Genomic DNA, 25,744 nt, shown 5'->3' with positions numbered 1-25,744 from the left:
GGGGTCACTGCGAGTCCGTGCATTCGTCCACAAGTGGCATGCTCGGATACAAGACAAGGCCCGCTGGCCGTTGAAACAAAGCGCCTGATTGACGCCACGAACGGTCGACCGTACGGATATGTTTGAAGCCTTGCCCGAGGTAATACTCGTGAAGCTCTTCGTTCGTACGCCATGCGTCGAGGCGCACCCATTTCTTTTCCTCCTTCGCCGCACGACGGCTTACCCAGTCGAGCATTCGCCCGCCTAGCTGTCTCCCCGACCTGCTCCGCAGAACGGACATACGGCCGACATAGAGGGCCGACTGCGGCTCATCTTGCTCAGCCCAGAAATCCGGATCAGCATCCGGGGTCATCGTGATCGTCGCCACTGGCAGCCGCCCCGGTTGCTCCTCCACTAGGAACAGGCTCCCCCGTTCAATCGCAGCAGCGATCCGGTCCATACGCGGCGGATACTGCCACTGGTCTGTTCCTTTGGAAGCAAGCCATGTGGAGGCGTCCCTTAGCAGGTCAGCGATCGCTGGGGCGTCAGAGGCATTGGCCTGGCGAATTCGATGAGTTACTTCCACGTTTCGGGGACATCCAGTTCTAGAGCCATGACGTTACGATCCCCTGGGAAGATGGATACGGCACAGCGGATTGGCTGCCCTTCGGCCGTGAAGGTAGTCCTGACGTGTTGCGCCACTGGGGTTCCCTGCGGAAGACCGAGGCGCTGTGTCTCGGATTCGGTCGGCATTCGAACCCAGATCTCATCGAGATTTCGAGCTTGCTTGTAGCCATGATCTCGAAGGACACGCATCGCACCTTTAGCGATGTCTTCAGGGCGCATGATCTCGGTGTCCTTCACAATCTCGTATGGGAAGTAGGTGTCGTTCAGGTGCGACGCTTCACCATCGAGGAATCGGACACGACGTCGCACTACCGAGAGAGCGTCGTCCTCAAGCTGTAGGCGTTCGCGAACAAGGTCAGGAGGAGATGTCACTGCGACATCGATCGCCTGACTCGGCGTGCGCCCTTCCACCGAGAACCGCTGCAGAAATTGGTCCATCTCCGGATTGGTTGGCCGCGGCTCAAGTTCTTCCTGGATACGAAACACCATTGGCTTGTTGCTTCTGACCCGCCGTCGGCGGCCCTGGCCAGCCGTGATGAGTCCCTCGGAGATCAGGAGCTTGAACGCATCGCGCACGGTCTGACGCGAAACCCTGTGCTGATCACTCAGCTCCCCCTCAGAGGGGACGACGTCGCCGGGCTTGAGCTGGCCAGACATGATCTGCCTTCGCAGCTCTCTGGCCACTTGCGCATACAGAGCATCCGGCGACATTTGACCTCATCCTGTCCGGGTTGACCTGCTTCTCCGTACAAGAAACCTACCAACCCTCTTGACAGACGAACTAGCTTGGCCGGACACTCCAGCTTGTACGTACAAGACGGCCAAGTGCTGATGTTGAGGATCCCGCTGGGACGTTGACGGACGGCGAATTCCTCGGCAGATGCACGTCTGGAGGTACAAGCACCGTGACCACCCCTTCTCTTGAGGCGCCGTCGTCGGCGCGGCTCTACCGGGTCGATGAGGCGATGAAGTTGCTCGCGCTGTCCCGGAGCGTGATCTACGAGCTGATCCGTTCGGGGCGGCTGCGGTCGGTCCGTGAGGGCCGCTCGCGTCGGATCCCGGGGTCGGCGATCGCCGAGTACATCGCGCTGTTGGAACGCGAGGCCGGCTGATGGCGCGTGACCGGCACGCCGACTCCCCTGCCGGTTCGAAGCCCGCGTTGGGGCTGCGGATCCGGTTGATGGGGCTGCCGGAGGAGGTGTCGGCCGGTGCGGATGCCCTGGCCGAGGTCTTCGACGTGGTGGAGGTGTCGTCGCCCTACCCGTGCCGGGGCGCCTCGCAGAACGTGCGCGCCTATCTGCAGGTGCGCTTCAAGAGTTCGCAGACGTAAGGCGGCCCTCGTCCTGGCGACGCAACCGCCTGACGAGGGCCTTGATCGGACCCTTAGGAGGTCCAACCCGATGAACTCTCATTCTTGCACTTCGACGCCGGTGAGCGCCGATCAGGCGCGGCAGATCGGCCGTCACGTCAAGGCGGCGCTGCTGCACCTGGCGACCGCCGACCGAGCCGCCGAGGCCGCGGGCGTCGACCTGCTCGGCGATGATGGCGACTGGCGCGGCTATGTCACCGGGGCCGGGTTCGGTCCGGCGCGGGCTTTCCGGGCCGCGCTGGACGCGGTGGAGGAGCTGGACGACTGGGCGATCGGCAACGCTGGCGTCTGTGGCGCCGGTTCCGAGACCTATGCCGGTACCGAGCGGTGGTGTCACGCCGAGGGCGGTGTGCTGCCGATCGGCAGCGAGGCGGGCAAGGCGGTGTCGGCCGCGCGTATGCAGTCGATCGCTGCGCTCGCCGATGACCTCGCGCACGTGATTGATCAGGCCACGGCGGACTTCAGGTCGATGGCCGACAAGTACCCGGTGCCGGTCGGCCGCGGGACGGCCGATGAGATGGTGCGGCGGGCCGGGTTCCGGCTGCCGGACGCGGCCGGGCAGGCCCGTCAGATCGGCCATGAGATGCGCCAGACGGCCGTGACGCTGGAACGCATTGCGGCGGTGCCGGCCCAGGCGTGCCGGATCTCATGGCCGGCGTGCCCTGAGCACGGCAACACCATCTCCAGTACCGGCGGCCGGTCTTGGTGCCGCGTCCCGGAATGCGGACGTCGCTGGGATTACGACCGCGGCGACATCCCCTGCCCCGAGCCGGTGCACTGGCGGGTGACCGATCAGTACGGCGACGGCGGCCCGATGTGCAACGGCCACGGCCTCGACGCGCGCACGGCTCTGATCGGCGGCACCGTCGTCCCGCTCGGCGAGGACGAGCGGAGGCAGTCGTGATGAGCGCCGTCCTGCTCACCGTCCCGGTCAAGACTGTGCGGCCGTGTTTGGCGTGCGACGTCGCGTTGAGCGCATTGGGCTGTGATGCGGCGCTGGTGATGCTGGCCGACCGGGTGCCCGAGGCGTTCCCGCTGTGCCGGGCCTGCCGGGCTGGCGTGGTGTACCTGCTGCACTTCGCCCAGCCGTACAAGCACGCGCGGCACTACATCGGCTGGACCCGCGACCTGGCCGGACGGCTGGCCCAGCACGAGGCCGGGTCCGGTGCCCGCCTGCTGCAGGTCGTCAACGACGCCGGTATCGAGTGGCGGCTGGCGCGGCTGTGGCCCGGCGACCGCCGCCGCGAACGTGCCCTCAAGCGCCAAGGCGGAGCGGCCCGTTGCTGCCCGCTGTGCGGCATCCGTCCCCGTCCGATCACCCGACAGCGGCCGGGTGGTCAGGCACGTGCAGCGTTGGAGGTGTCGGCATGATCTTCTCCCGCGAGTCCAAGCCCATCCCCGTCGTCGATGTCGCTGAGATCAGCGACCCGGCCGAGCTGACCCGCGAGTTGGGGCGTGAACGCGAGCTCGCGGCCGCACGCCGCGATGACGAGCTTGCTCGACTGAGGGGCGAGGCCGGCCACGCGCGGGCCCGCGCCGACGTCGCCGAGAACGGTCGCCAGGCCGAGCTGGCCCGCGCCGAGCGCGAGGCCGAGGCGGCCGCGGCTGCCGAGCTGGCCAGGATGCACCGTCAGTTCCAGAGCGCCGGTGAACGCATCCGGATCAAGAGCGTGATGTCGAGGTCGGGTGAGGCCCGCGCGCTGCGCTTGGAGCGGCTGCGGTCCCTCAACATCAAGGTTTTGGTGCCGCTCCTGATCGGGTTCGGTGTCTGGTCGACCACTGGTGTTCAGCAGGGTGCGGCCCGATTGATGGCAGTCCCGGCGCACTCGCCGGTGTGGTGGGTGCTGTGGGGCCTGGAGGCCCTGCTGATCGGCACCGTGTGCTGGATCATCGTGGTCCGCGCACGCCTGGCCGCCTCGGGCGGAGAGTTGTCGGACTCGGCCGAGAAGATCGGCGTCGCCTGCCTGACCGTGTCGATCTTCCTCAATCTGATCGCCGCCGTCCCCACGAACGGGCTGCCGACATCGGGTTGGTGGGCGATCCCCGGCTCGATGTTCGCGCACGCGCTCGGCCCGGTCGGCGCCGCCGTCATCGCGCACCTGATCGGTTTGATCGACAAGAGCATCTCTGACGCCGACCCCTGGCACGACAAGGGCGGCCGGGAGGTCCCGCGGCTCGCCGCGATGGACCTGCGTCCGACCACGAGCGCCACGGCGACGAGCACTCCCGCAAGCAACCCGAACGCCGATGTTGAGGGCGCTTCTGAGAGCGCGGAGGAGCCCTTTGCGGTCGTGTGGCCGATCCGGAGCGGGGAGCGCTCCACGCTGCCGATCATCGCGCGCCCGGCGACCGCCAAGGCCGCTGAGGCAGCGCCGCGAACCGGTGATGACCGGCAGGGAGAACCCGACACGAAAGCGCCTCGCGAGCCGCACCCCAAGGCTCGCCGGCCGCGTCCGAACAAGGGTGTGCCGGTGCCCGAGAGCGCCAAGCCCGCGCCGCGTCCGTTGACCGACGACGACCACCTCGAACGTCTGGTGAAGGCGATCGACAAGGGCGACGTGCCTGAGGACGCATCGATCCGCCAGGTGCAGACCGGTCTCGGCCTGGGGTTCGACCGGGCCCGCCGGGTCCGGGACCTGTACCGCGAGCGGCTCGCCGAGCTGGACCGGCAGATCACTGAGTCGGCGCGTCCCGGCCTGGCCGTGGTGGGAGGTGAGCGGCGATGACGATCACTCACCCCAGTCAGGGTGTGCGGGACGCGGGCATGGCCGCGTCCCCGGTTGAGCTGGACGTGCGGCGCCTGCTGCGAGAGGCCCGCGAGGAACTCCGCGAGGTTCACGAGGAACTCGATGCCCGCCGTGAGCAGGAGACGGCGCTGCGCGAGCACCTGGAAGACCTGGCTGTTCAGGCTGGCGCGGCCGAGGTGTGGCGGGCGCGATACACCGAGTTGCACGTGGCCTACGTCGAGCTGTTGACGCGGGCCCGCGCCGAGGTGGCCAAGGCCAGGGCCGATACGCCGTTCCGGGTGTGTCACCTGGTCAGTCACCTGGAGAAAGTCGGGCTGATGCCCGCCGAGGGCGCGACGCCCGATCAGCTCATGGCCGAGGGCCTGGCGCTGGCCGCCAGTCTGGCCAAGCCCAAGACCTCGACGGCCGAGGCGGTGAGCAAGTCATGACCGATCGGCACCTGCCCAAGGTCGTACGGCGCGCCCGCCGAGTGGCTGCCGCCGGCGCCGGCGGGATCGCGTGCGCCTCGGTCCGCGAATACGTGCTGACCTGCACGTGTGCCGGAGTCTGGGAGGCGCACCCGTCCAAGCGGCTGGCCGATGCCGACCGCATAGAGCACTTGAACCAGGTGTGCCAGGTCCCCCTGGAACAGCAGTGCCGGCGGCCGCGTGCGCACAAGCGGGCCGCGGGCGAGTACTGCGAGCTGTGTGTGACTCAGATTGCCCTTGACCTGGGCATTCCCGGCCTGGACGACGGGGCGGTGAGTCTGTGATGACCATCGTGCATCCGGCCCGTGAGGTGTACCGGTCCGCCCCGGCCGGGGCGGCGGCGGCCCGCGCGTTCGTCGTGGACCAGGCGCACGCCGCCGACCTGCCGGGCGGACTGGTGGAGGACCTGGCGCTGGCGGCCTCCGAACTGGCCACGAACGCCATCCGGCACGGCACGCACGCGACCAACGGCGGCGCGTTCACCGTGTCGTCCGAGGTCATCGATGGTCACGCGGCCGTCCGCGTCGACAACCCCGGCCCCTCCCCCATCTCGATTCCGAACGGCCCGCGGATGCCCGGCGTCGACGCCGAGGGCGGCCGCGGCCTGGCGATCCTGCGCGACCTCGGCGCGCACGTCGACATCGCCCCTGGCGGCGTCACCGCGTCGTTCGACCTGGCCCGCTACAGCGCGTGTGAGCGCTGACTCTCCCCACCCAGTCCCCGGACCCCTTGAGAGGAGGAGTCATGGAGTTCCTGCTCGTCATCGCGGCCGTGCTGTTTGTGGCCAGCTTCGTCTTCGGCAAGTGACATCCCTGGCCCTGCCAGCGCAAACACCACCCCTGACGTCTCTGAAACGGAGCGGATTTCATGAAGCTCGTCCTCGCTATCGCGGCCGGGTTCGTGCTCTACGCACTGTGGCCCGACAGCGCCGGGTCGGTCGACCTGGCGGCCATCACGGCGGCCCTGCGGTGAGCCGGGGCCGGCCCCTTGCCCGGACCGGCCCCGCAACCCCCAACGGATCACCTGCAAGTTCCCCAGAGGAGGAACCCCCATCATGACCCTGTCTGTCGGCGCCGAGCCCACCGCCCGCCGCCGCCCTCGTCTGTCCACTCTCGCCCGCGCCGGTCTGATCCGACTTCCCGTGCTGGTCATCGCCGGTATGGCGTTGGGGTCGGCGCTGACGCTGATCGGTGTCGACGTACCGCCGCTGGTTCCGAACGAGGCCCATACGCCGAGCTTCGTCCCGGACCCGTTCCCCGACGTGTCGACGGTCGCGTTCGTCGCGGTCGCATGGGGGATGTCTGTGCTGGTCAACGCGGGTTTCGGCCCGTTCCGCCTGATGTCGCTGTGGGTGCTGGCCAGTGTCGTCGTCGCCGACTACGCCTTGCTCGGCGGCGGCCAGCTCGCCGCCCACCTGGGCACCGACGTCGACGCCGCCCCGGTCGGACGCGTCGTCGCGCCGGCGGCGGCTACGCCCGCCGCCGACGAGCCGATGCCGGTTCTGACGCTGACCAGCGATTTGTGAGACCCGGGGCCGGCTTCGCTAGCCCGGGGCCGGTCCCGCACCCCTCCCGATCCATCCAACCGAAGGACGTCATCATGACCACGACAAGCCCGGCCAGCCTCGCCGAGGCCGCCGTGCACGCGGCGGGTCTGGCCTCTCCAAGCCAGTCCGCCCAGGTCACCGCCCTGGCCGCCGCGCCGCAACAGCAGGCGGCGCCCGAGGTCGCACCGGGCCCCGGCGCCATCGCCGGCGGCACGGCGCTGGCGGTGCTCGTGATCGCCTTTTACTTGTACAACCTCGTCAAGCACAAGAAGCACAAGGTCCCGCCGCTGATCGCGGCGTTCGTCCTGGGCGTGCTCCTGGCCGGCAGCGCGGCCGGCCTGTTGGCTTCGCAGTTCGCCGGCACCGCCGGCCAGACCGCGGCCAGCCTGATGACCTCGGTCACCGGCGGCGGCTCGGGCGGTTCGGGCAGCGCCAGCGGCGGCGGGTCCCGCTCCGGATCCGGGACCGGCGCCAACGGCGGCTCGGACGGCACGTGGCAATACCCGCGCTGAGCCGGTGGCCGCTGACGGCGGGGCCGATGACCGGCCCCACCGACGGCCCGGGCAAGGCCCTCTCAGCCTCGCCCGGGCCGTCTCAGGGGGGCGTCTCACCCCGCCGTCTCAGGCCTCGTCTCACCCCCGCCAAAACCCCCTCTTGACAGGCCCCAAGGCGCGCGCGTATGCGCGCGCGCGAGATGCGTACTGAGACGCCCCACTTTTCGATCATCTGGAGGCCCTTGTGGTGAGCCCCGAACGGACGCCGCGCGAGATCGCGGCCGAGCTTCGCCGCATTGACAACCGCGGCGCGTTCTTCCGCGCCCGCCAGGACGCCGCCAAGGGCCCTCTTGAGCGCGCGGCGGTGGCGTGGGACCAGTGGCGGGCCCTGACCCGAGACGCCCGGCCCGCGCTGGCCGGCCAGCTCGCCGACGAACTGACCGAGTTGATCAATCAGCACATCCGGCAGATGGCCCGGGAGGACTGACCGATGGCCGACCACAACCCCGGCCCGCGCCGGGACGACCGCAGCAACCCGTACCGCGAGACCCTCGCCGACCGGCTCGGCGAGGCATGGGCCGCGCTGCGCGGCCGCCGCGAGGACAAGACCGCTGACGAGCTGTACGCCGAGGCGTACGGCAGCCCGCCGCCCGCCGATCCTGCCCAGGTCGCCCCGGCCAGCTCGCCTCGGGCGGTGGACATGACCAAGCCCGCCCCGGCCGCCGAGGGCACCGCGCAGGGCAAGGGTGAGGACGGCCAGGACACCGAGGTGGCTGGCGGCCTGGTCCGCCGGCACTGGGCACGGGTGACGTGCGGCGGCCGCGTCACCTCGGCGCGCGTCCGCGCGTGGGTGACCACTGCGGACGTGTCGGCGGAGGAGTTGGCCGAGAAGGTGATCGCTGATCTGGAGGCCGAGGCCGCCGCCGAGCGCGAGGCCTTGGAGGCCGACCGCGCCGAGTACGCAGGTCGGCGCGGCCGCGGTTACAGGCCGCGGCGCCGCCGCCCCGAACCCGAGCCCGAGATCGTGCCGACGCCCGCCGAGCTGGACAAGGCCCGTGGCCGCATGAAGTGGATGCGCGGCGGCGGCTTGGCCGTCCTGGTCGTGGCCGGCCTCCAGATGCTCGGCAGCAATGCGCGGACCGGTCAGTGGTGGCTGGGCCCGGTGCTGGCCGTGGGCGTCACGGTCTACTTGTGGCGGATCGGCGGCAAGGAGGCCGAGCGCCAGGCCGCCGAGGCCAAGGCCGACCAGGCTGCCGAGGCTGGCGCCGACGTCGACCAGGCGCCCGCCGCACCGGCCTCCCGGGCTGGCGCTGCCTCGGCGGCGCTGGCCACCGAGGCGGCGGGCGTGCGGCCGCTGGCTGAGGTGAACGGCGCGCCGGCGGCCGGCGGTGACCCGTGCGTCGAGTACGCGCTGCCGTCCGCTGATCTGTTGCGCAGTGAACCGCCGCGTACCGGCACCGAGCGCGAGGCTGAGCGCGTCCGCGACCGCATCGACAAGGTGCTGGCCGAATTCGGCGTGAAGGCGAAGGTGGTCCGGTACACCCGCGGGCCCACGGTCACGCTGTATGAGATCAAGCCCGAGCCCGGCGTCAAGGTCGAGAAGATCACTCAGCTCGGACGCAACTTCACTCTCGCGGTGAAAGCCGAGGTCCGCATGCTGGCCGCGGTGACCGGCAGGGACACGGTGGGCTGTGAGGTGCCCAACCAGGTCAAGGACCTGGTTCGCCTCGGCGACGTGCTTCGCTCAGAGATCGCCACGCGGGAGACGCACCCGTTGACGGCCGGCCTCGGCAAGAACATCGAGGGCCGGTACGTGGTGGCCAACCTGGCCAAGATGCCGCACATCCTGATCGCCGGCGCGACCGGCGCCGGCAAGTCCAGCTGCATCAACGGCCTGATCTGCTCGTTGCTGCTCCGGGCCAACCCCTGTCAGGTGCGGCTGATCTTGGTCGACCCCAAGCGCGTCGAGCTGACCCCCTACGCCGGGGTGCCGCACCTGCTCACGCCGATCCTCACCAACCCGCGTAAAGCGGCCGAGGCGCTGGGGTGGGTGTGCGGCGAGATGGACCGCCGATACGACCTGATGGAGCAGCACGGCGTACGGCACCTCGATGACCTGAACGCCCTGATCGCCAAGGGCAAGGTCCGCGGCGAGGACGGCCGGCCGAGGGAACCGCTGCCCTACCTGGTGACCGTGGTCGACGAGCTGGCCGACCTGATGATGGTCGCGGCGCGCGACGTCGAGGACTCGATCGTTCGCATCACCCAACTCGCCCGCGCCGCCGGCATCCACCTGGTCCTGGCCACCCAGCGGCCGTCCGTGGACGTGGTGACCGGCCTGATCAAGGCGAACGTGCCGTCCCGGCTGGCGTTCGCCACCTCCTCCCTGACCGACAGCCGCGTCATCATCGACCAGCCCGGCGCCGAGAAGCTCTTGGGCCAGGGCGACGCGCTGTTCCTGCCGATGGGCGCGAGCAAGCCCATGCGGTTGCAGAACGCGTTCGTCGCCGAGAAGGAGATCACCGCGATCGTCCAGCACTGCAAGAGCCAGGCCGGCAACATCCGCGCCATCTCCGGCGCCGTCCTGCCCGAGACGTCCGCCCAGGCCCCCGTCACCGAGCCGGCGTCGGCGGCCTCGGTGCCGTCGACCCCGGCCCGGCCCGACGACGATCGGCCCCCGCCGATCTCCCCCGTCGTCATCGAGGACACCCCGGCGCCCCTGGCCGGAACCGCCGCTGACATCGACCAGCACCCGCGCGACGTCGACCCCGACCAGGCCGCCGACGATCCCGAGGACGCCGCCGCCTCCGGCCCTGACCAGATCGTGGCCGCGCTGGCGGCCGCCAGCGGCGGCCCGCTGGACTGGCGGGAGCTGCACGACGCGACCGGTCAGGCCCGCGCCACGATCTACCGCCACACGCGGCGCCTGGCCGCCGAGGGCCGGGTGCGGATGTTGTCGAGCGGCGGGTGGGAACTGATCCCGGCTGAGGCCGCGCCCTCTGCGTCGTCGGCCTCGCCCGAGCACGTCGACCAGGCCGCCGCCATCGACCAGGTCGACGTCGAGTTGCTGGCCGCCGCCATCGAGCTGGTGGTGAGCACACAGTTCGGATCTACCTCGATGCTGCAACGCAAGCTGCGCGTCGGCTTCCGCGAGGCGGGCGCGCTCATGGCCGCGATGCAGGCCCGCAGCGTGGTGGGCCCGGCCGATGGCTCCAAGGCCCGCGACGTCCTGGTGACGCCGGACGGCCTGCCCGCCGTCCTCGCCGAGCTGCGCACCGGTACCGCCTGACCAAACCCCCTGACCGGCCGGCCGCCGCCGTGACGGCCCGGCACCCCGTCCAGAGAGGAGATCTGCACCATGCCCGCATTCCTGGAGGCCGTAGGACTGTCGGCCGATGACCTCACCCAGGTGATCAGTCAGTTCAAGGAGGAGTCGCACGCCGTGGCGGACATGGCTCTCTCCCTGGCCCTTCTGGCCACCGCGCTGGAATCCGAGGCGGTGCTGGACGCGGTGTATGCGGAGTCCGCGGACATGCGCCGCTCGGACGTGCGCGTTCTGGTGGCGCTGGCCGGCCACGCGTTCGAGCGCCTGGCCGACGGTGTGGCCGCCATCGAACTGGCGTCGCGCCTGCCTGCCGATGGCGAGGGATTTGGCCCGTGGAACGACGCCGTGCAAGCCCTCAGCGACGCCATCGAAGGCCTGGTGACCGAGCTCGGCCAGGCACCCACCGAACGCAACCGCGGCTGACCGCCAGCGCCACCTGATCCCCCCGTCCGCCGATCCCGTACCCGGCGCGGCCACGACGGCCGCGCCCTGCTGAGAAGGAGGAACCCCCATGTCGGCACTTGACGACCTGGACCTGTCCACCGAGGACGTCATCGACTTGATCCGCCAGCTCGAAGACGAGGCGCCCGCGGTGGCCGACCTCATGAGGACGCTGCACGATGCGGTCGTGGGACTGTCCGACGACGACGTGCTGGACGCCGTGTGCCCGCAGTCCACCGAGATGCGGCGGCCGCATCTGCGCATCGTGGTTGCGCTGTACAGCCACGCCCTTGAGCGGCTCGGCGCGTCGTTCGGGGCCATCGACATCGAGAGCCGGTTGGACAGCGACAACGAGCCGATTGAGCTGTGGGACTCGGCAATCGAGCTGGCGAAGACCGTCCTGAGCGACCTGGTGGACGAACTCGGGCAGGCCCGCGGCGAACGCGGCCGCACCTGACCGATCCCAGGCCCGGACCCGGTGCCCGCAGGCCGGTCCGGGCCTTTCTCAGCCCGCCAAGTCACATCTGCCTCACCGCCAACAGCCTCACGGCTGATCCGGTCTTGCTCTCGGAGGACTGATGAAAACTCGAATCGTTCCTGCCACGCCAGCTGCTCGACGGGACCGGCCTGCCGGCCCGAGCGTGGCCGTCCGATGAGCAAACCACCGCTGCGCGTGGTGGACGGTGGCCACGTACAGCCCGGCGATTCGGTTCGGCCGCTGCCCCACGACATCAGCGCTGAGCAGCAGGTGCTTGGTGCGATGATGCTGTCCGCCCGGGCCGTTGCCGAGGCCCGAGAAGTGCTGGACGGCGCCGAGTTCTATCGGCCGGCCCATCAAGTGATCTGGCATGCGATCTGTGTCCTGGCCGATCGCGGTGACCCGTGTGAGCCGACCGCGGTCGCCGCCGAGCTCGGCCCGCGCCAGCTCGGCAAGGTGGGCGGCGGTCCGTACCTGCACACGCTGATCAGCGAGACGGTCTCGTCCACTCAGGTGGCCTACTACGCACATCGGCTGGCCGATCTGGCCTACGCCCGCGCTGTGGCGATCACCGGCATCCGCCTGACCCAGCTCAGCCATCAGGCCGCCGACGGCGACACCGCTGATCTGCGCGGTGCAGTCGCCACCACCGTGCAAGACATCACCGGCCCCCAGGCACGCGGCTGGCCTGCCCCGACACCGCTGGAAGCGGCCCGCGATCTACCGGCCTTCCCGTTGCCGATGCTGCCGGACTGGATCGCCGAGTACGCGGCCCGCCTCGCCGAACAGACCCAGACGCCCAACGACCTGGCCGGATGCCTGGCGCTGACCGTCCTCGCGGTCGCCGCCGGCGGCAAGGTGTGGGTTCAGGCGCGCGGCTGGCGCGAGCCCACCAACCTCTTCGCCGTCGTAGCCCTCGGCCCCGGCAACCGCAAATCCGAGGTGTTCGCCGCGATGACCGCCCCGATCCGCGCCGCCGAAACAGCCCTGCGCGAGCAGGCACAGCCGCTCATCACCGATATCGCGTTGCAGCGGCGCGTCGCCGAGGCCGACATGGAAAAGGCCGAGAAAGCCGCGATCAACGCCATCGATGCGATCGTTCGCGAACAGCACTTGGCGGACGCACGCATCGCCGCTGAACGGTTGGAGGATCTGCAGGTTCCGGCCGAGCCTCGATTGTTCTCCGATGACGCCACTCCGGAGATCCTGACCTCGCTGTTGGCACAGCAGGGCGGCCGGATGGCGGTGCTGTCACCCGAGGGCGAGATCTTCTCCATTGCCGCCGGCCGCTACAGCGGCGCCCCCAACTTCGCCGTCCTCAAACACGGCCACGCCGGCGAAGGAATGCGCATCGACCGCGTTGGACGTCCCGCGGAAATCATCGAGTCCGCGCACGTCACCCTCGGCATCTGCACCCAACCCGACGTGCTGGCCGGACTGGCCGACACCCCGCAATTCCGCGGGCAGGGATTGCTCGGCCGGATCCTGTACTCGGTCCCGGCCTCGTTGCTCGGCTACCGCGACTACGCCCCCGAGCTCGTCCCCGCTCAGGTCGCCCAGACCTACGCCACCACTCTGATCAACCTGGTCACCCGGCTACATGCCCTCACCGAACCGGCCGTGCTCACCTTCACCGAGTCGGCCACGACCGCCGTACAAGACCTGCTGCGCGACACCGAACCGCGCTATCGCCCCGGCAACGACCTGGCGCACATGCCCGACTGGGGCGGCAAATTCCCCGGTGCCGTCGTCCGCATCGCCAGCCTGCTGCACCTGGCCCAACATCATCACGGCACCTGGAGCCGGCCCATCACCGCCGCAACGTTCGCCATGGCCCGGCAGATCGGGGACTACTTCCTCGCCCACGCCCAGGCCGCCTACGACCTCATCGGCGCCGACCCCGACCTGGCCGACGCCCGCGCCATCCGCGACTGGCTCATCCGCACCGGCACCCGCCGCTTCACCGCCCGCGACGCCGTACAAGCCCTACGACCCCGCTTCCGCAAGGTCGCCGACCTCGACCCCGGGCTGCGCGTCCTGGAGGCCCACGGCTGGATTCGGCGCCTTCCTTCCTCACCCCGAGGGCACAGCGCCGGCCGAGCTCCCGCGGCGGTCTACGAAGTCCACCCAGAGACCGAGCCGGAGGCCGCCTCATGACCGCCGAGTGCCATAACTCACAGTCACCGGCCAGCGTGACTGAGTCCCGTCCGCACCCCTGCACGCATGCACACAATGCACAGATACCAATTGATGTGCATTACGTGCATGCGTGCAGCCGCACAGAACCCCACCCCGTCCCCTGTGCCGCTTACCCACTGTGACGATCACATCAGGAGGAACGTAGCGATGACTGAGCACCTCTCCCCCGAGGAAGCAGGGGCCCCATGAGCAGCAAGCCACGGCGGGCCCACGGTGAGGGCGGCCTCAGTTGGGAGGCCTCCCGCGAACGTTGGGTGGCGTCCAAGACCGTCGGCTATCGCCCCAACGGACGACGGATCATCGTCCGAGGCAGAGGAAAGACGCAGACCGAAGCGCTCAACAAGCTCAAGGAGAACCTCAAGAAACGGGAGGAGAAGCAAGCCCCCAAGACGACCGCCGACATCACCATTGCCGAAGCGATCGCGGGTTTCCTGCGGTACGGGCTCATGGGACGCGATGAGGACACTGTCAAGAACGCCAAGAGCCTCGCCAAGCACCACATCGTTCCGCAGCTGGGCGAAACGACCGTCCGGGAGTTCACCGCCGACGACTGCGAACGGTGGCTTGAGGATCGGGCACAGTTCCTCAGCACGAAGTCACTACGTGAGGTCCGCTCCGTACTGCGGCGCGCAATCGAGAGGGTGATGCGGCGCGATGAGCGGGTGACGCGCAACGTGGTCGACCTCTGCCAGGTCCCTACCGGAAAGCGCGCCGGCCGGCCTTCAAAGGCGCTGAACTTCGCCCAGGCTGTGAAAGTCCTCGAAGCCGCCGAGCAAGCCCGATCCGACATGCGGCAATACGTCATCCTTGCCCTGCTGACGGGAGCGAGGACGGAGGAGCTCCGCAAGCTCGACTGGTCCCACGTCGTGGCCTACGACAAGGACCGGCAGGCATGGCGGCCCCTGCATGAGGCGGGCTGGAACCACGAGGAGTTCGCCGTCTACGTCTGGCGCTCTGTGCGCGCACGGGGCGATACGAAGACCAAGAAGTCCCGGCGCACGCTCAAGCTCCCAGAGCGCTGCGTGGTCGCGCTTCGGGACCTGTGGCTGAGCACGCCAGAGCCACCGAAGCCGAGCGCGCTAGTCTTCCCGGGGCCGGGCGGACAGGTTCGGGACGCTATGACCGTGCTGAGGGCATTCCGCAAGGAGGCGATCGGGCCGGCCGGGCTCGTGGCGCAGGACTGGACGCCGCGGGAGCTCCGCCACAGCTTCGTGTCGCTGCTCTCCGACAACGGGATGTCCCTTGATCAGATCGCGCTGCTGGTCGGCCACAGCGGGACACAGGTCACTGAGAAGGTGTACCGGCAGCAGATCCGGCCGGTGATCCAGGACGGAGCCACGGCCATGGATTGGATCTTCCCGACCACCGTGAGGACCCCCTAGGTACTCACTTTGGTACTCGCTCAAACGATCAGGCCCGTATCCCAGCCGGGATACGGGCCTGACCTCGCGTTTTGGGGGCGTAGCTAGAGCTCCCGCGATTGGACTCGAACCAATAACCTGCCGGTTAACAGCCGGCTGCTCTGCCGATTGAGCTACGCGGGATTGGCGCTCGCGAGGGGTTTCACGCCCTGCCAGCGGGTCTAGATTAGCGCATCCCGGGACCTGTTCGTGCCGGGGTGACTGGTCACACCGTTCGTGGGTATGTCTGGCAGACACGATTCCGCACCTATGGGGGTGGGCATGAAGCACCGCTCGATGTTCATCGTTGGCGCCGCTGTCGGCTATGTCTTCGGGACGCGGGCCGGGCGGGAGAGGTACGAGCAGATCATGCGGACCTCGAGACGGCTCGCTGAGAACCCGACCGTCCAGGAGACCGCCGGGGTCCTGCGGGCCAAGGGCGAGGAGATCGCCGGGGCGGCCAAGGTCAAGGGCGGTGAACTGGCCGACAAGGCCGGGCACGCCGTCAACCAGAAGCTGCACAAGGACTCGGAGTATGAGGACCCGCGCAGGGAGCCCGTGAGCTAGAGGCCGGTCTGGCGGCGCAGGTCTTCCAGGAGCTGCTCGGCCTGGGCCCGCAGGCCCGGGTCTGAGGGGTCGAGGCCTGCGTCGAAGACGAACGTCCACCGGATGTCGCCGCCCGTCGCCGGGCGGCGGCCGGCGATGCGGACGCCGCCGCCGTGCGGCAGCTTGGCCTGGTGGCTGAACGCGATGGTGGCCGTTACGCGTTCGCGTACCGTTTCGGGCACCGAGCCCGGGTCGGTGAGGCCTACGTGGTGCTCGGCTGTTGAGGTTTTCAGGTGGAGGTGGTCGTTCCTCCACGACGCCTGGTCGATCTGGTCCCAGGGGATGCGCAGGAAGCCGCCCTCGACCTTGGGTATGTGGAGGGCCGTGGTGGTGGCGACGACGTGCGAGCCGCCGCGGGTGGGTGCCTGGGTCAGGACGCGTTCACGGCGTTCGAGGTCGACGGGCGGGCGCATGCTCCGAGCGTAGGCGATCAGGCGGCGCGGGGGGCACGGCGGGCGCCGAGAAGGTCGAGGACGAGGGCGGCCGACCAGCTGTAGTCGTGGCTGCCGCGGCCGGTGCCGTCGAACGGGTCGAAGTACTCGCGGAAGCCCGACTGGCGGACCAGGCGGAGGGTGGAGCCGTAGAGGAGGTCGGCTATGACGGTGAGGTCGTGGCTCAGGGCTCCGTACCACAGGAGCCAGTTGGTGTTGATCCAGGTGGGGCCGCGCCAGTAGCCGCCCCGGTCGAAGGACGGGGCCTGGATGTCGCACGACGGGACGGGGTATCCCGCGGCGCCGGCGAACCGGGCCGAGAGCAGGAGATCGACCAGGTTGCGGATCACCGGGTGCGGCAGGTCGGGGTCCAGGAGCGGGCCGAACGACGAGACGGTGACCACGGGGAGCAGGCGGTCGGCGCGCAGGTCGCGGGCACGGAAGCAGCCGGTGTCACCGTCCCAGAGCCGGTCGAGCAGGCCGTAGTGGATGCGCTCGGCGGCCTCGCGGTGGGGACCGCTGTCGGTGTCGATGATCTCCGCGATCTCGGCGAGGGCGTGGGTGGAGGCCAGGTAGGTGGCGTTGACCAGGGGGTCCTGGACGGCGAACGGATGCTCCTCGCGGAGGTAATCGGCCTCGTAGCCCGCGTCCCGGAGGAGCGTCACGAGCCAGACGTAACGGTCGTAGTCCTCGCCGGTGGGCAGGTTGCGCGGGAATCTCCGGGGGGCGTAGCCGGTGGGCGGGAGCTGGAGGGCTCCGAGGGGCCTGTCCCAGGCGGGGCTGTTGTCGAGACCGGATTCCCAGGGGTGGCAGATGGCCATGAGACCGCTGCCGTCGAGGTCACGGGCTCGGGCCAGGTAGCGGTGCTGCGCGGCGAGCTGGGGATAGATGTGGGCCAGGAAGTCGCGGCTGCGCTCGGCGTCGGAGGCGCATTCATGCAGGCGGAGGGCGGCGAGGGCGTGCAGCGGCGGATGGGTGAGGCCGGACGTGCGGGTGCCGTTGGGGGCGGCCGGGTGCCGGTCCGAGCGCCACACGTCGGGGCCGGGGAAGTAGGCGAGCCGTGACTGGTCGGTGTTGAAGACGATGTGCGGCACGAGGCCGGTCTCCCACTGGCCGCGGAAGAGCGAGAGCAGTTCGTGCTCGGCGCGGTCTCGGCGGTACCGGGCCAGGCCCATGCAGATGAACGCCGAGTCCCAGCTCCACTGGTGCGGGTAGAGGCCCGGGGACGGAACGGTCGCCGCCCCGGTCCAGTTGGCGTCGAGCACCCGCGCCGCGGCCTGCCACAGCGTGCTCTCGTCGCCGGTCAGACGGGGACTCATAACCTGAGGGTGACCTCTCGATCGCGTTCTGGCCACCCCTATGAGGGGACCGGTTCACAGGTGATCTCGTGGATGCGGGCGACGAGGGCGGCCCAGGTGCCCGGATCCTGATGGAACGGTCCCATCAGGGTGACACGGCGGCAGAGGGCCCCGTAACGCCGGACGAGGAGTTCGGGGATCCGCACCGGCTCCCCGCGGACGGCGACCTCGTCGAGCAGGTCGTCGTCGATGAGGCCGGGCATCTGCTGCCAGCGGCCGTGCCGGGCGAGCAGGGCGAGCTCGTCCTGGAGGCCGGGCCGCCCCGCCGATTCCAGGACCCGCCGGTACGCGGGATTCGCGCCGTACAGGGCGATGGCCGTCCGGGTCTGGCGTTCCGACCGTTCGTACGCCTCGCTGGTGGCGCCGGTGATGAGGAAGGCCGGGGCGACCACCTCGATGTCGTCCCAGGACCGGCCTGAGTGGCGCAGCCCGCGTTCCAGCGCCGGGACGGTGGTCTCGCGCAGATGCCGGGCGGTGGTGAAGCCATGCAGGATCAGCCCGTCGGCGAGCTCACCCGCCAGCTGCGTCATGCGCGGCCCGACTCCGGCGAGGTGAATCCTGGGTGGGCCGAAGGGATGTGCTGGCAGCGCGAAGAGTGGCTGGTTTCGCCGTCGCCAGCTCTGGATGGCCTGGCCCTGCCGAGGCTGATCCTGCCTGGGCTGATCCGTGTGGGACTGGTCCTGCCAGGAGCGCCAGATCCCGCGGATCTCCCCGATCAGCTCGCGCATCCGCGCCACCGGCGGCTGGAAGGACGTGCGGTACTGCCGGCCGGGATGGGCCCGGGTCTGCGCCCCCAGCCCGAGCGTGAACCGTCCGCGCGAGTACTCCTGCAGGTCGTTGGCGAGGTGGGCGAGCGTCATCGGGCTGCGGGCGAGCGCCACCGCGATGGACGTGCCCAGCCCGATCCGGGTGGTGTGCTCGGCCGCCCGCGCGAGCGGCGGGAACGGATCGTGGCAGGACTCGGCGGTGTAGAGGCAGTCGAATCCGATGTCCTCAGCCAGCCGGGCGAGCACGGAGATCTGCCGGAGCTCCGGGCCGCCCACAGCGACGTCGACCTTCATGCCGCGCCTCCGGGTGGTCGCACACCGTGGATTACCGCGATTGTGACCTCAGAAGGCGCCTACGACGACCCCTAACGCGCTGTCGTTTCTCTTCATGTTGACCCGAAAGCCAGTGATTGTTCACGCCAAAGCGGGCGGCACTGTCTCCGGTTCCGCGGCGGCGGCGCGTTCCAGGAGCCAGCCGACGATCTCCTCACCGGCGGCGATGCCGCCCGCGGCGGTCACGGCGGTGCGGGGCGAACTCCAGCCGGTGTCGTGCAGTTCGCCGTGCGCGGGCCGGATCGCGGCGTCGGCGAATTCGAGCAGTTCGATGTCCAGCAGCGAGTCGCCGGCGGCGAGCGTGCGGCCGGCGCCGGTACGGCGGGCCACCTCCGCGGCCGCGTCGGCCTTGGTGAGCGTCTCGGGCAGGCAGTAGACCTTGCGGCCCTGGAGCGAGGTGCGCCAGCCGCGTTCGGCGCACCAGCCGGTCAGGTCGGCGATCCAGCCGGCCGGGAGCGCCGCCCGGTCGACGACGGCGTACGCGAAGAGACCGGCGGCGGTGCGCAGCTTCAGCACGAAGTCGCCGCCGACCCGGACGAGGTGGTCGTGCACCTCGTCGAGCCCCGCGCGGCCGTCGGCGACGCGTGCGCGCACCTGGGCGGACCATTCGGGGTCGTCGACGCCGTCCACGAGGATGTGGCCGCCATTGGCGCAGATCGCGTACTCGGGCGGCTTCTCCAACAGGTGCACGCGCGCGTACTGCTCGGGCGTCCGCGTCGTCGTCGGGACGAAGGTCGCAGTGGCCGCGAGGAGCTCCAACCCGCGCGCCGCCGTCTCGGTGACGAACGAGAGGGGCGCGGCCTGGTAGAGCTCCACGCACAGCAGCCTGGGCAGCGCCGCGTCGGGCCCTGCCAGCCCCATCGCCGCGGCCGAGTAGATCAAGGTGCGATCGAGGTCCGAGCAGACCAGCAGGGTCACTGAACGGCTCCCTTACCGAAGCGGGGGTGGATCAAGCCGACGCAGGCGTACGGTAGCGCGCCCGGTCCGCCTGAGACCTCCGGCACCTCCAGCACGGGGACGCCGCGTTCGGCGGCCAGCAGCCGGATGTGCCGCAGATCTTCTCCCGCGCCGGCCCTGACCAGGACCTTCCACGGGACGCGGCGCAGCAGCACCCGGGTGGTCTCTCCCACCCCGGGTTTGATCAGGTTGAGGTCATCGACGCCGTGCTCGCGGCCGATCCGGCGCACCGCCTCCCAGCCCGACCAGTCCGGCGCGCGGTCGGCGGCGAGCAGATCGGGCGCGTCCTTGGCCACCCGCTCGGCGACGTCCCCGAACCGCGCGCAGATCGTGTCGAGGAACAGCTCCGACACATCCGAGCCCGCCAGCTCCGCGTAGAACTTGGCGCCGTGGAAGTCACCGGGCCCGATCAGGTCGTCGTTCAGCACCGTGCGGCTGACCAGGCCGGACACCGTCGAGTTGAGGCATGCCGACGGGATCAGGAAGTCGTCGCGGGTGCCGTAGACCGGCGTGCACCGGCCCGGGTCGGCCAGCACCGCCAGCTCGTCGGAGAAGCGCTGGCCAGGATAGACGGCGGCATGCTCGTCGAGCGCCGCGGTGAGCTCGCGGGTGATGGCGCCCTTGCCGGTCCAGCCGTCCACGAACATCACGTTCGCCGGGTCGTGGTGCGCGGCCAGGTAGCGCAGCGCCACCGAGTCGATGCCGCGCCCGCGCACGATGCTGACGGCGTAGTGCGGCAGGTCGAGGCCGTGCGCGAACCGCGCCCAGCGCCGTACGAGCACCCCGACCGGCGTTCCGGCCCGCGCGAGCGAGACCAGCACGGCGTCGGGGCCGCGCGCCGCGAGGATCAGCTCCGAGATCAGGCCGACCGCGTACGCGAGGCGTTCGGCCGACGCGTCGAGGGCCTCGTGGAAGAGCCGCTGGTAGGCCTCCCCCGGCTGGTACTCGACCGGCAGGGACTCGGCGTAGTGGGCCCGGCCCGCCTGGATCGCGGCCTCGCGTTCCTCGGTGGGCGCCTCCAGCCGGACGTCCGACAGATCCTTCAGCAGCCACGCCACGTCCGCGCGCGCGTAGCTGCCGAAGTCAGGCCCGTAGAGCGGCGTGGGCAGCGCGTCGCCGGTCATAGCGGCCCCTCCCCGAAGGCGGGGACGGCGACGACGGTCACCGGCGCCAGCGCGCTCAGCTCCGCCAGCAGCCCGTCCCGCAGCGCCGCCGTGTCGGCGACATCGTCGATCACGAGGACGATCGCGTCGAATCGCGCGTCGACGTTGTAGGCGTACCTCTCCCCCGGCCCGTCCGCGGGGTCGTCGTGGGCCGGGAACGCCAGCCGCGTCCGGATCGCGTAGCCGGGATCGTCCACGGCGAGGACCGGTGAACGCGTCGTCGTCGAGTACCGCACGGCCACGTCCGGGAGCGCGTCCGCCAGCGCCTCAGCCAGCCGCAGCGGCGCGTACATCAGCTCCTCGAACCCGAGGACCAGAACGCGTCCGCGCCCCGCCAGCGCCGGAACGAGACGCGCCGCCATGGCGGGCAGCTCCTTCTCCAGGCGCTCCCGATGCTCAGGCGTGAAGCCGTGCCGTCCCCCATCGGGCAATCCCTCCGGCCATCCGATGCCGGCCCGCGAGACCGTATGCGTCGCCCGCCGCCGCTCAGGCTTCTCGCTCCGGACGGATTCGAGGTCGGCGACCAGCGCCGGGCCGGTCTCCAGAATGTCGTCCGGCAGCTCGACCCGGCCACTCGCGAGGGCGACGGCGTCGATGCGCACGCCCAGCTCGCCGGCAAGCTCGCGAACGCGCGCCCGATCTTCGTCGCCGCGCAGATCCACCAGCGCCGCGAGCACGTAGTGATGCCGTGGCCGGACGGCATGGAGCGCGCGGATGGTGTTGAGCACCGTGCGGCCCGTCGACAGCTCGTCGTCCACCAGCACCATCGGGACGTCGGCCTCGGCCGCCGCCGGATCGGCCGGCAGCAGGAGGTGGCTGGTGGCGTGGCTGTGCTCCTCCTCGAAGCCGCCGTACGTGGCGAAACCGGCGACCGGACGCCGCGTGGAGTGCAGGTAGTAGGCCCCGCCGAGCGCGTCGGCCACCGAGTGCCCGAGCGCGGTGGCGGTCTCGGCATAGCCCAGCACCACCGCGTCCATCGGCGGACGCGGCGCGCGCAGACGATCCCGCAACGCGGCGGCGGCCCCAGGACGCCCCTTGAGCGCCTCCGCGAGCAGCCCGTCCAGATCGTCCGGCCGCCGTCCGTCCAGGCACGCCCTCACCAGATCGCCCAGCAGCAGACCCGCCCCATGGACCAGCCGTGGATCGGTCGGCACGTGCTTGCCGAGCACCGTCGAAACGAGCAGGTGCGCGCGCTTCGGGTTACGCCGCACAGCCAGGCCCACCAGGTCGCTCAGGCCGACCCCGGCCGGCCGTTCGCCGTCGGCCAGCCGCACGTCCAGCCGCCGCGACACCCATTCCCCGGCCCAGCCCTCGACGGCGGACGAAGCGGCGCTCACCGGCCACCCGCCGCGTCGAGGAGCTCGACGAACGTGACGTCCTCGGCCGCCACCCCGAAGACGTGGGCGCGGAGCATGAGGCGCTCGGCCCAGGCACGGTGCGGCCCTGCCTCGTTCATCTTGTTCGCGTACGAGCTCGCCATCGCGCCGCCCCCGGACACGCCGAGGATGTCGGCGGCGTCGCAGTACTCCTCGTGGGTCACCACCGAGAGCGCGTGCACGGCCGCCACATGGCTGGGATGGATGACGGTCTTGCCGGTGAGCCCGTTGGCCTTGTCGAGATGGACCTCACGGATCAGCCCGTCGAGGTCGGACGTGATCAGCCGCTGGCGCAGCGGCGCGGCGCGCTGGGCGTCGAACGGCGACTGCCGCAGCTGGGGCTTGAACATGCGCTCGCCCGCCGAGAAGTACTCCCAGACGGGGCCGGTGACCACGAAGCCGGTGCCGTCGGCGCGGCCGAGGATGTTGACCACGTCGGCGATCACGCCGGCCACCGGCTGGATGTCGTAGATCGTCAGGTCGGGCGGGCGGCGCAGCCCGTACGCGGCGGACATGTCGGTCGCGCCGAGCCGGACGGCGAGGACGCGGTCCCGGTGCTTGGCCAGGAGCAGCGCCACGTCCTGGAGCAGCTCGCCGCGGGTCTCGCGGTAGACCGCCTCGCGGCTCTCGATCACCGGCATCGCCAGCAGCCGCCGGCCGGTGCGCTCGGCGGTCTCGGCGAGCGCGTCCAGGAACGCCTCGCCGCTCGCCGCGGTGAACTTCGGCAGTACGAACCCGCTGACGAGGCCGGCCGCGTCGCCGAGCCGGACGACCAGGTCGCCGATCTGCTCGGGGGTCCGGACCCGGACGAACAGCAGCGGCGCCTCGGCGCCCCCGGCGTGCACGCGGCTCAGATGCTCGACGACGTTGGCCTCGGCGGCGGCGACGTCGGCGTCGCCGATCGCGTCCTCCAGGCAGATGACCATGCTGGTCACGCCGCGCCCGTGGGCCTTGACGACGTCGTCGGCGAGGCTGCGCCGGGTGGCCGGGCTGTAGAGGGTCGCGCCCAGCGCGACCGCCAGCACCTCGGGGTCGGCGTGCCGGTCGAAACGGCGGGGCTGCCGGTAGAACAGGTGTTTGCGGTAGGCGGTATCGATGTGGTCAAAGTGCCGCATGCACGCTGGGTCCTTCCCCATCGTCGGGCCCGCACGCGGGCACGATATCCAGGGTATGTGGTGATACACCGCGAATCGGTCATACGAAAAACACCGACGACTACCAATCGATGCCCGTCGGTGCTTTTCGGCCGCGGTTTGTACGGAGTGGTGAGCGAGCGTGGCCTACCAGAGGGCCTACAGGTGGGGGGTCACCGCCGGGACGAGATGCTGCACCGTGCGGCCGGTGGCGATGGCGCCGATCGCGGTCATCGACCAGCCCTGCCCGTCCCGCGACACCTTGGCCATGATCTGGGCGTTGTGCTGCCCGGAGCCGCTCAGGTCGTAGCGGGCGAGCTCCTGGCCCGTCGCCTCGTCCACCAGCCGGCAGAACGCGTTCTCGATCTGCGAGAAGTCCTGCCCGGTGAACGAGTTGACGGTGAACACCAGCTGGGTGATGTTGGCCGGCAGGCCCTGCAGATCGACGTTGATCACCTCGTCGTCACCCTCGCCCGCCCCGGTGAGGTTGTCGCCGGTGTGCAGCACGGAGCCGTCCTTGCTGCGCAACTGGCGGAACCACACCGTGTCGGCGAGGTTGCCGCTGGCGTCGAAGAGCAGGCAGGACGCGTCAAGGTCGATCGACTGGGCCTTGCCCTTCTTGCCGAACAGGCCCTTCTTGGCGATCGCGTCCCAGCCCAGGCCCATCTTGACGCGCGTGAGACTGCCCCCGCCCGGCTTGGCCAGGGAGACCTTCTGCCCCTTTTGCAGTGAGATCGACATCATCCGCTCCTTTGGTGATGAGTTGGGTCACACGCGGGGTGCTGGTCTTCTGTCAACGGTCCGGGCGGGCCGGCGCCGTGCGGTCTCAGACGCCCGTGGAGTGCAGCTGCTTGTCGGCCGCGGCCTGGCCGCCGGCGTCGTCGATGCGGTTGCGGACGATCGAGCTGACGAACGCGGCGATGATCAGGCCGGCGCCGAGCCCGCCGGTGATCCACTCGGGCACGTGGTGGCCGATGCTGACCAGCATGCAGGCCGCGAGGGCGCCGATCGCCCACATCGCGCCGTGCTCCAGGTAGACGTACTCGTGCAGCGTGCCCTTGCGCACCAGGAAGACCGTCAGCGACCGGATGTACATCGCGCCGATGCCCAGGCCCAGCGCGATGATGATCAGGTTGGTGCTGATCGCGAACGCGCCGATCACGCCGTCGAAGGAGAACGAGGCGTCCAGGACCTCCAGGTAGAGGAACAGGAAGAACGCGGCCTTGCCGGTGGCGACGACCAGCCCGTTGGGGCCCTTCTTGACGCTCTCGTCGTCCTCGTCGAGCTCGCCCGCGCCCTCGAAGAGCTCACCGAGCCCGTTCACCAGGATGTAGGTGATCATGCCGAGCACGCCGGCGATCATCACCTCGCCGGGGTCGTCGGCGAAGTAGCCGCCCGCCAGGGCCAGCGCGGTGCCCGCGATGACGACCGAGAGCTGGTCGAGCTTGCCGATCCGGGCCAGCGGCCGCTCGAGCCAGGCCAGCCACTGGTGGTCGTGCTCCTCGAAGACGAAGTCGAGGAAGAGCATCAGCAGGAACATCCCGCCGAACGCGGCGATCATCGGGTAGGCCGACTCGAGGGCGTGGGCGTAGGCCTTCTCGTCGTTGAGCGCCAGGTCGAAGGCCTCGAACGGGCTCATCCCGGCGGTGACCGCGACGATGCCCAGCGGGAAGACCAGCCGCATGCCGAACACCGCGATCGCGATGCCGACGGTCAGGAAGATCTTCTGCCAGAACGGCGACATGCGGTCGAGCACCTTGGCGTTGACCACGGCGTTGTCGAACGAGAGCGAGATCTCCAGGACGGCCAGGATGGCCACCAGGAGGAGCGCCTCGGGGCCGTCGTAGAGGAAGGCGGCGAGCAGGCCGGCGGCGGTGACGCCGAAGGACCACCCGAAGGTGCGAAGAATCATGGATGTTTTTCTGCTAGGCGGGGTGACTGGCGCGGATCGTCGCTGATCAACCGACGTTCACGCCGAAGTCCATGGCGATGCCGGCCAGACCTGAAGCGTACCCTTGGCCGACGGCGCGGAACTTCCACTCACCGCTGTGCCGGTAGAGCTCCCCGAACACCATGGCGGTCTCGGTCGAGGCGTCCTCGGTCAGGTCGAACCGCGCGAGTTCGTTGCTGTCGGCCCGGTTGACGATGCGGATGAAGGCGTTGCGCACCTGCCCGAAGCTCTGGCCGCGGTTGTCGGCGTCATAGATCGACACCGGGAAGACGATCCGTTCGCACTCGGCCGGGACCCTGGCCAGGTCGACGTTCACGACCTCGTCGTCGCCCTCGCCCTCGCCGGTCAGGTTGTCGCCGGTGTGCTCGACCGAGCCGTCCGGGCTGCGCAGGTTGTTGAAGAACACGAAATGCTGGTCCGAGAGGACCTTGCCGCCGCTGTCGAGCAGCAGCGCCGAGGCGTCCAGGTCGAAGTCCGCGCCGGTGGTGGCGCGCACGTCCCAGCCGAGCCCGACCGAGACGGCGGTGAGGTCGGGTGCGGCCTTCGTCAGCGAGACGTTGCCGCCCTTGGCGAGCGATACTCCCATGATCGCGCTGC

The 25,744-nt window shown here is 70.2% G+C and carries 29 protein-coding genes and 1 tRNA gene; 17 read left to right on the top strand and 13 right to left on the bottom strand.

Annotation, left to right across the window (positions count from 1 at the left end):
* Window positions 1–4: 4 nt before the first annotated feature.
* Both ACGFNU_RS11350 and ACGFNU_RS11345 read right to left on the bottom strand, forming a co-directional pair.
* The gene (locus ACGFNU_RS11350; RefSeq protein WP_392592448.1) at window positions 5–565 is read right to left on the bottom strand and encodes a GNAT family N-acetyltransferase; all 561 of its coding nucleotides are present in this window, start codon (window positions 563–565) and stop codon (window positions 5–7) included.
* The gene (locus tag ACGFNU_RS11345) at window positions 556–1,317 is read right to left on the bottom strand and encodes a GntR family transcriptional regulator (RefSeq protein WP_392592446.1); all 762 of its coding nucleotides are present in this window, start codon (window positions 1,315–1,317) and stop codon (window positions 556–558) included. Before ACGFNU_RS11345 ends, ACGFNU_RS11350 begins: the two co-directional genes overlap by 10 nt.
* 194 nt (window positions 1,318–1,511) lie before the next feature.
* Between ACGFNU_RS11345 and ACGFNU_RS11340 the strand changes: the two genes are divergently transcribed.
* The 16 genes from ACGFNU_RS11340 to ACGFNU_RS11265 all read left to right on the top strand — a co-directional run bounded on the left by ACGFNU_RS11340 (window position 1,512) and on the right by ACGFNU_RS11265 (window position 15,054).
* Window positions 1,512–1,718, top strand: a complete 207-nt coding sequence (locus ACGFNU_RS11340) for a helix-turn-helix domain-containing protein (RefSeq protein WP_392592444.1) — start codon at window positions 1,512–1,514, stop codon at window positions 1,716–1,718.
* Entirely contained in the window at window positions 1,718–1,936 is a 219-nt protein-coding gene (locus ACGFNU_RS11335) for a hypothetical protein (RefSeq protein WP_392592442.1), read from the top strand. Before ACGFNU_RS11340 ends, ACGFNU_RS11335 begins: the two co-directional genes overlap by 1 nt.
* 70 nt (window positions 1,937–2,006) lie before the next feature.
* Window positions 2,007–2,879 carry a hypothetical protein gene (locus ACGFNU_RS11330; protein ID WP_392592440.1) on the top strand — a complete coding sequence of 291 codons (873 nt, stop codon included), beginning with the start codon at window positions 2,007–2,009 and terminating at the stop codon, window positions 2,877–2,879.
* The gene (locus ACGFNU_RS11325; RefSeq protein ID WP_392592438.1) at window positions 2,879–3,346 is read left to right on the top strand and encodes a hypothetical protein; all 468 of its coding nucleotides are present in this window, start codon (window positions 2,879–2,881) and stop codon (window positions 3,344–3,346) included. Before ACGFNU_RS11330 ends, ACGFNU_RS11325 begins: the two co-directional genes overlap by 1 nt.
* On the top strand, window positions 3,343–4,701 hold the full coding sequence (locus ACGFNU_RS11320) for a hypothetical protein (protein WP_392592436.1): 1,359 nt from the start codon (window positions 3,343–3,345) through the stop codon (window positions 4,699–4,701). Before ACGFNU_RS11325 ends, ACGFNU_RS11320 begins: the two co-directional genes overlap by 4 nt.
* Entirely contained in the window at window positions 4,698–5,150 is a 453-nt protein-coding gene (locus tag ACGFNU_RS11315) for a hypothetical protein (protein ID WP_392592434.1), read from the top strand. Before ACGFNU_RS11320 ends, ACGFNU_RS11315 begins: the two co-directional genes overlap by 4 nt.
* Window positions 5,147–5,473: a hypothetical protein gene (locus ACGFNU_RS11310; protein WP_392592432.1), complete on the top strand. Its 327-nt coding sequence runs from the start codon at window positions 5,147–5,149 to the stop codon at window positions 5,471–5,473. Before ACGFNU_RS11315 ends, ACGFNU_RS11310 begins: the two co-directional genes overlap by 4 nt.
* The gene (locus ACGFNU_RS11305) at window positions 5,473–5,892 is read left to right on the top strand and encodes an ATP-binding protein (protein ID WP_392592430.1); all 420 of its coding nucleotides are present in this window, start codon (window positions 5,473–5,475) and stop codon (window positions 5,890–5,892) included. The genes ACGFNU_RS11310 and ACGFNU_RS11305 overlap by 1 nt, the downstream gene beginning before the upstream one ends.
* A gap of 351 nt (window positions 5,893–6,243) precedes the next feature.
* A complete protein-coding gene (locus tag ACGFNU_RS11300) occupies window positions 6,244–6,714 on the top strand; it encodes a hypothetical protein (RefSeq protein WP_392592428.1) in 471 nt (156 codons plus the stop codon).
* Window positions 6,715–6,788: 74 nt separating this feature from the next.
* Window positions 6,789–7,247, top strand: coding sequence for a hypothetical protein (locus ACGFNU_RS11295; RefSeq protein ID WP_392592426.1), 459 nt, complete (start codon window positions 6,789–6,791; stop codon window positions 7,245–7,247).
* A 229-nt stretch (window positions 7,248–7,476) separates the two neighbouring features.
* Window positions 7,477–7,716 carry a hypothetical protein gene (locus ACGFNU_RS11290; protein WP_392592424.1) on the top strand — a complete coding sequence of 80 codons (240 nt, stop codon included), beginning with the start codon at window positions 7,477–7,479 and terminating at the stop codon, window positions 7,714–7,716.
* A 3-nt stretch (window positions 7,717–7,719) separates the two neighbouring features.
* Window positions 7,720–10,518 (top strand): DNA translocase FtsK, encoded by a 2,799-nt coding sequence (locus ACGFNU_RS11285; protein ID WP_392592422.1) that lies wholly within the window; start codon window positions 7,720–7,722, stop codon window positions 10,516–10,518.
* 69 nt (window positions 10,519–10,587) lie between these two features.
* A complete protein-coding gene (locus tag ACGFNU_RS11280; RefSeq protein ID WP_392592420.1) occupies window positions 10,588–10,977 on the top strand; it encodes a hypothetical protein in 390 nt (129 codons plus the stop codon).
* Between the two features lie 88 nt (window positions 10,978–11,065).
* The gene (locus tag ACGFNU_RS11275) at window positions 11,066–11,452 is read left to right on the top strand and encodes a hypothetical protein (RefSeq protein WP_392592418.1); all 387 of its coding nucleotides are present in this window, start codon (window positions 11,066–11,068) and stop codon (window positions 11,450–11,452) included.
* 195 nt (window positions 11,453–11,647) lie between these two features.
* Window positions 11,648–13,630 carry a DUF3987 domain-containing protein gene (locus tag ACGFNU_RS11270; RefSeq protein ID WP_392592416.1) on the top strand — a complete coding sequence of 661 codons (1,983 nt, stop codon included), beginning with the start codon at window positions 11,648–11,650 and terminating at the stop codon, window positions 13,628–13,630.
* Window positions 13,631–13,857: 227 nt separating this feature from the next.
* A complete protein-coding gene (locus ACGFNU_RS11265; protein WP_392592414.1) occupies window positions 13,858–15,054 on the top strand; it encodes a tyrosine-type recombinase/integrase in 1,197 nt (398 codons plus the stop codon).
* 89 nt (window positions 15,055–15,143) lie between these two features.
* On the opposite strand, the gene ACGFNU_RS11260 is transcribed toward ACGFNU_RS11265, so the two are convergent.
* A tRNA-Asn gene (locus ACGFNU_RS11260) sits at window positions 15,144–15,216 on the bottom strand.
* A 138-nt stretch (window positions 15,217–15,354) separates the two neighbouring features.
* Between ACGFNU_RS11260 and ACGFNU_RS11255 the strand changes: the two genes are divergently transcribed.
* Window positions 15,355–15,639 (top strand): YtxH domain-containing protein, encoded by a 285-nt coding sequence (locus ACGFNU_RS11255; protein ID WP_392592412.1) that lies wholly within the window; start codon window positions 15,355–15,357, stop codon window positions 15,637–15,639.
* Here the strand turns inward: ACGFNU_RS11255 and ACGFNU_RS11250 are convergent.
* The 10 genes from ACGFNU_RS11250 to ACGFNU_RS11205 all read right to left on the bottom strand — a co-directional run bounded on the left by ACGFNU_RS11250 (window position 15,636) and on the right by ACGFNU_RS11205 (window position 25,733).
* The gene (locus ACGFNU_RS11250; protein ID WP_392592410.1) at window positions 15,636–16,091 is read right to left on the bottom strand and encodes a hypothetical protein; all 456 of its coding nucleotides are present in this window, start codon (window positions 16,089–16,091) and stop codon (window positions 15,636–15,638) included. The two genes, ACGFNU_RS11255 and ACGFNU_RS11250, sit on opposite strands and share 4 nt — an antisense overlap.
* 17 nt (window positions 16,092–16,108) lie before the next feature.
* Entirely contained in the window at window positions 16,109–17,428 is a 1,320-nt protein-coding gene (locus ACGFNU_RS11245; RefSeq protein WP_392592408.1) for a hypothetical protein, read from the bottom strand.
* Window positions 17,429–17,466: 38 nt separating this feature from the next.
* Window positions 17,467–18,528, bottom strand: a complete 1,062-nt coding sequence (locus ACGFNU_RS11240) for a TIGR03617 family F420-dependent LLM class oxidoreductase (RefSeq protein WP_392592406.1) — start codon at window positions 18,526–18,528, stop codon at window positions 17,467–17,469.
* Between the two features lie 120 nt (window positions 18,529–18,648).
* Window positions 18,649–19,485, bottom strand: coding sequence for an HAD family hydrolase (locus ACGFNU_RS11235; protein WP_392592404.1), 837 nt, complete (start codon window positions 19,483–19,485; stop codon window positions 18,649–18,651).
* Complete coding sequence (locus ACGFNU_RS11230) at window positions 19,482–20,648, bottom strand: cysteine protease StiP family protein (protein WP_392592402.1); 1,167 nt, start codon at window positions 20,646–20,648, stop codon at window positions 19,482–19,484. Before ACGFNU_RS11230 ends, ACGFNU_RS11235 begins: the two co-directional genes overlap by 4 nt.
* Complete coding sequence (locus ACGFNU_RS11225; RefSeq protein ID WP_392592400.1) at window positions 20,645–22,024, bottom strand: phosphoribosyltransferase family protein; 1,380 nt, start codon at window positions 22,022–22,024, stop codon at window positions 20,645–20,647. The genes ACGFNU_RS11230 and ACGFNU_RS11225 overlap by 4 nt, the downstream gene beginning before the upstream one ends.
* Window positions 22,021–23,178, bottom strand: a complete 1,158-nt coding sequence (locus ACGFNU_RS11220; protein WP_392592398.1) for an HpcH/HpaI aldolase/citrate lyase family protein — start codon at window positions 23,176–23,178, stop codon at window positions 22,021–22,023. The genes ACGFNU_RS11225 and ACGFNU_RS11220 overlap by 4 nt, the downstream gene beginning before the upstream one ends.
* A 177-nt stretch (window positions 23,179–23,355) precedes the next feature.
* Window positions 23,356–23,937, bottom strand: coding sequence for a TerD family protein (locus ACGFNU_RS11215; RefSeq protein WP_392592396.1), 582 nt, complete (start codon window positions 23,935–23,937; stop codon window positions 23,356–23,358).
* A gap of 85 nt (window positions 23,938–24,022) precedes the next feature.
* Complete coding sequence (locus tag ACGFNU_RS11210; RefSeq protein WP_392592394.1) at window positions 24,023–25,108, bottom strand: DUF475 domain-containing protein; 1,086 nt, start codon at window positions 25,106–25,108, stop codon at window positions 24,023–24,025.
* Window positions 25,109–25,154: 46 nt separating this feature from the next.
* Complete coding sequence (locus ACGFNU_RS11205) at window positions 25,155–25,733, bottom strand: TerD family protein (protein WP_392592392.1); 579 nt, start codon at window positions 25,731–25,733, stop codon at window positions 25,155–25,157.
* Between the last annotated feature and the right edge of the window lie 11 nt (window positions 25,734–25,744).

Source organism: Spirillospora sp. NPDC048911 (assembly GCF_043198015.1).
GTDB lineage: Bacteria > Actinomycetota > Actinomycetes > Streptosporangiales > Streptosporangiaceae > Spirillospora.
This window is presented reverse-complemented; position numbering and strand designations above follow the sequence as displayed.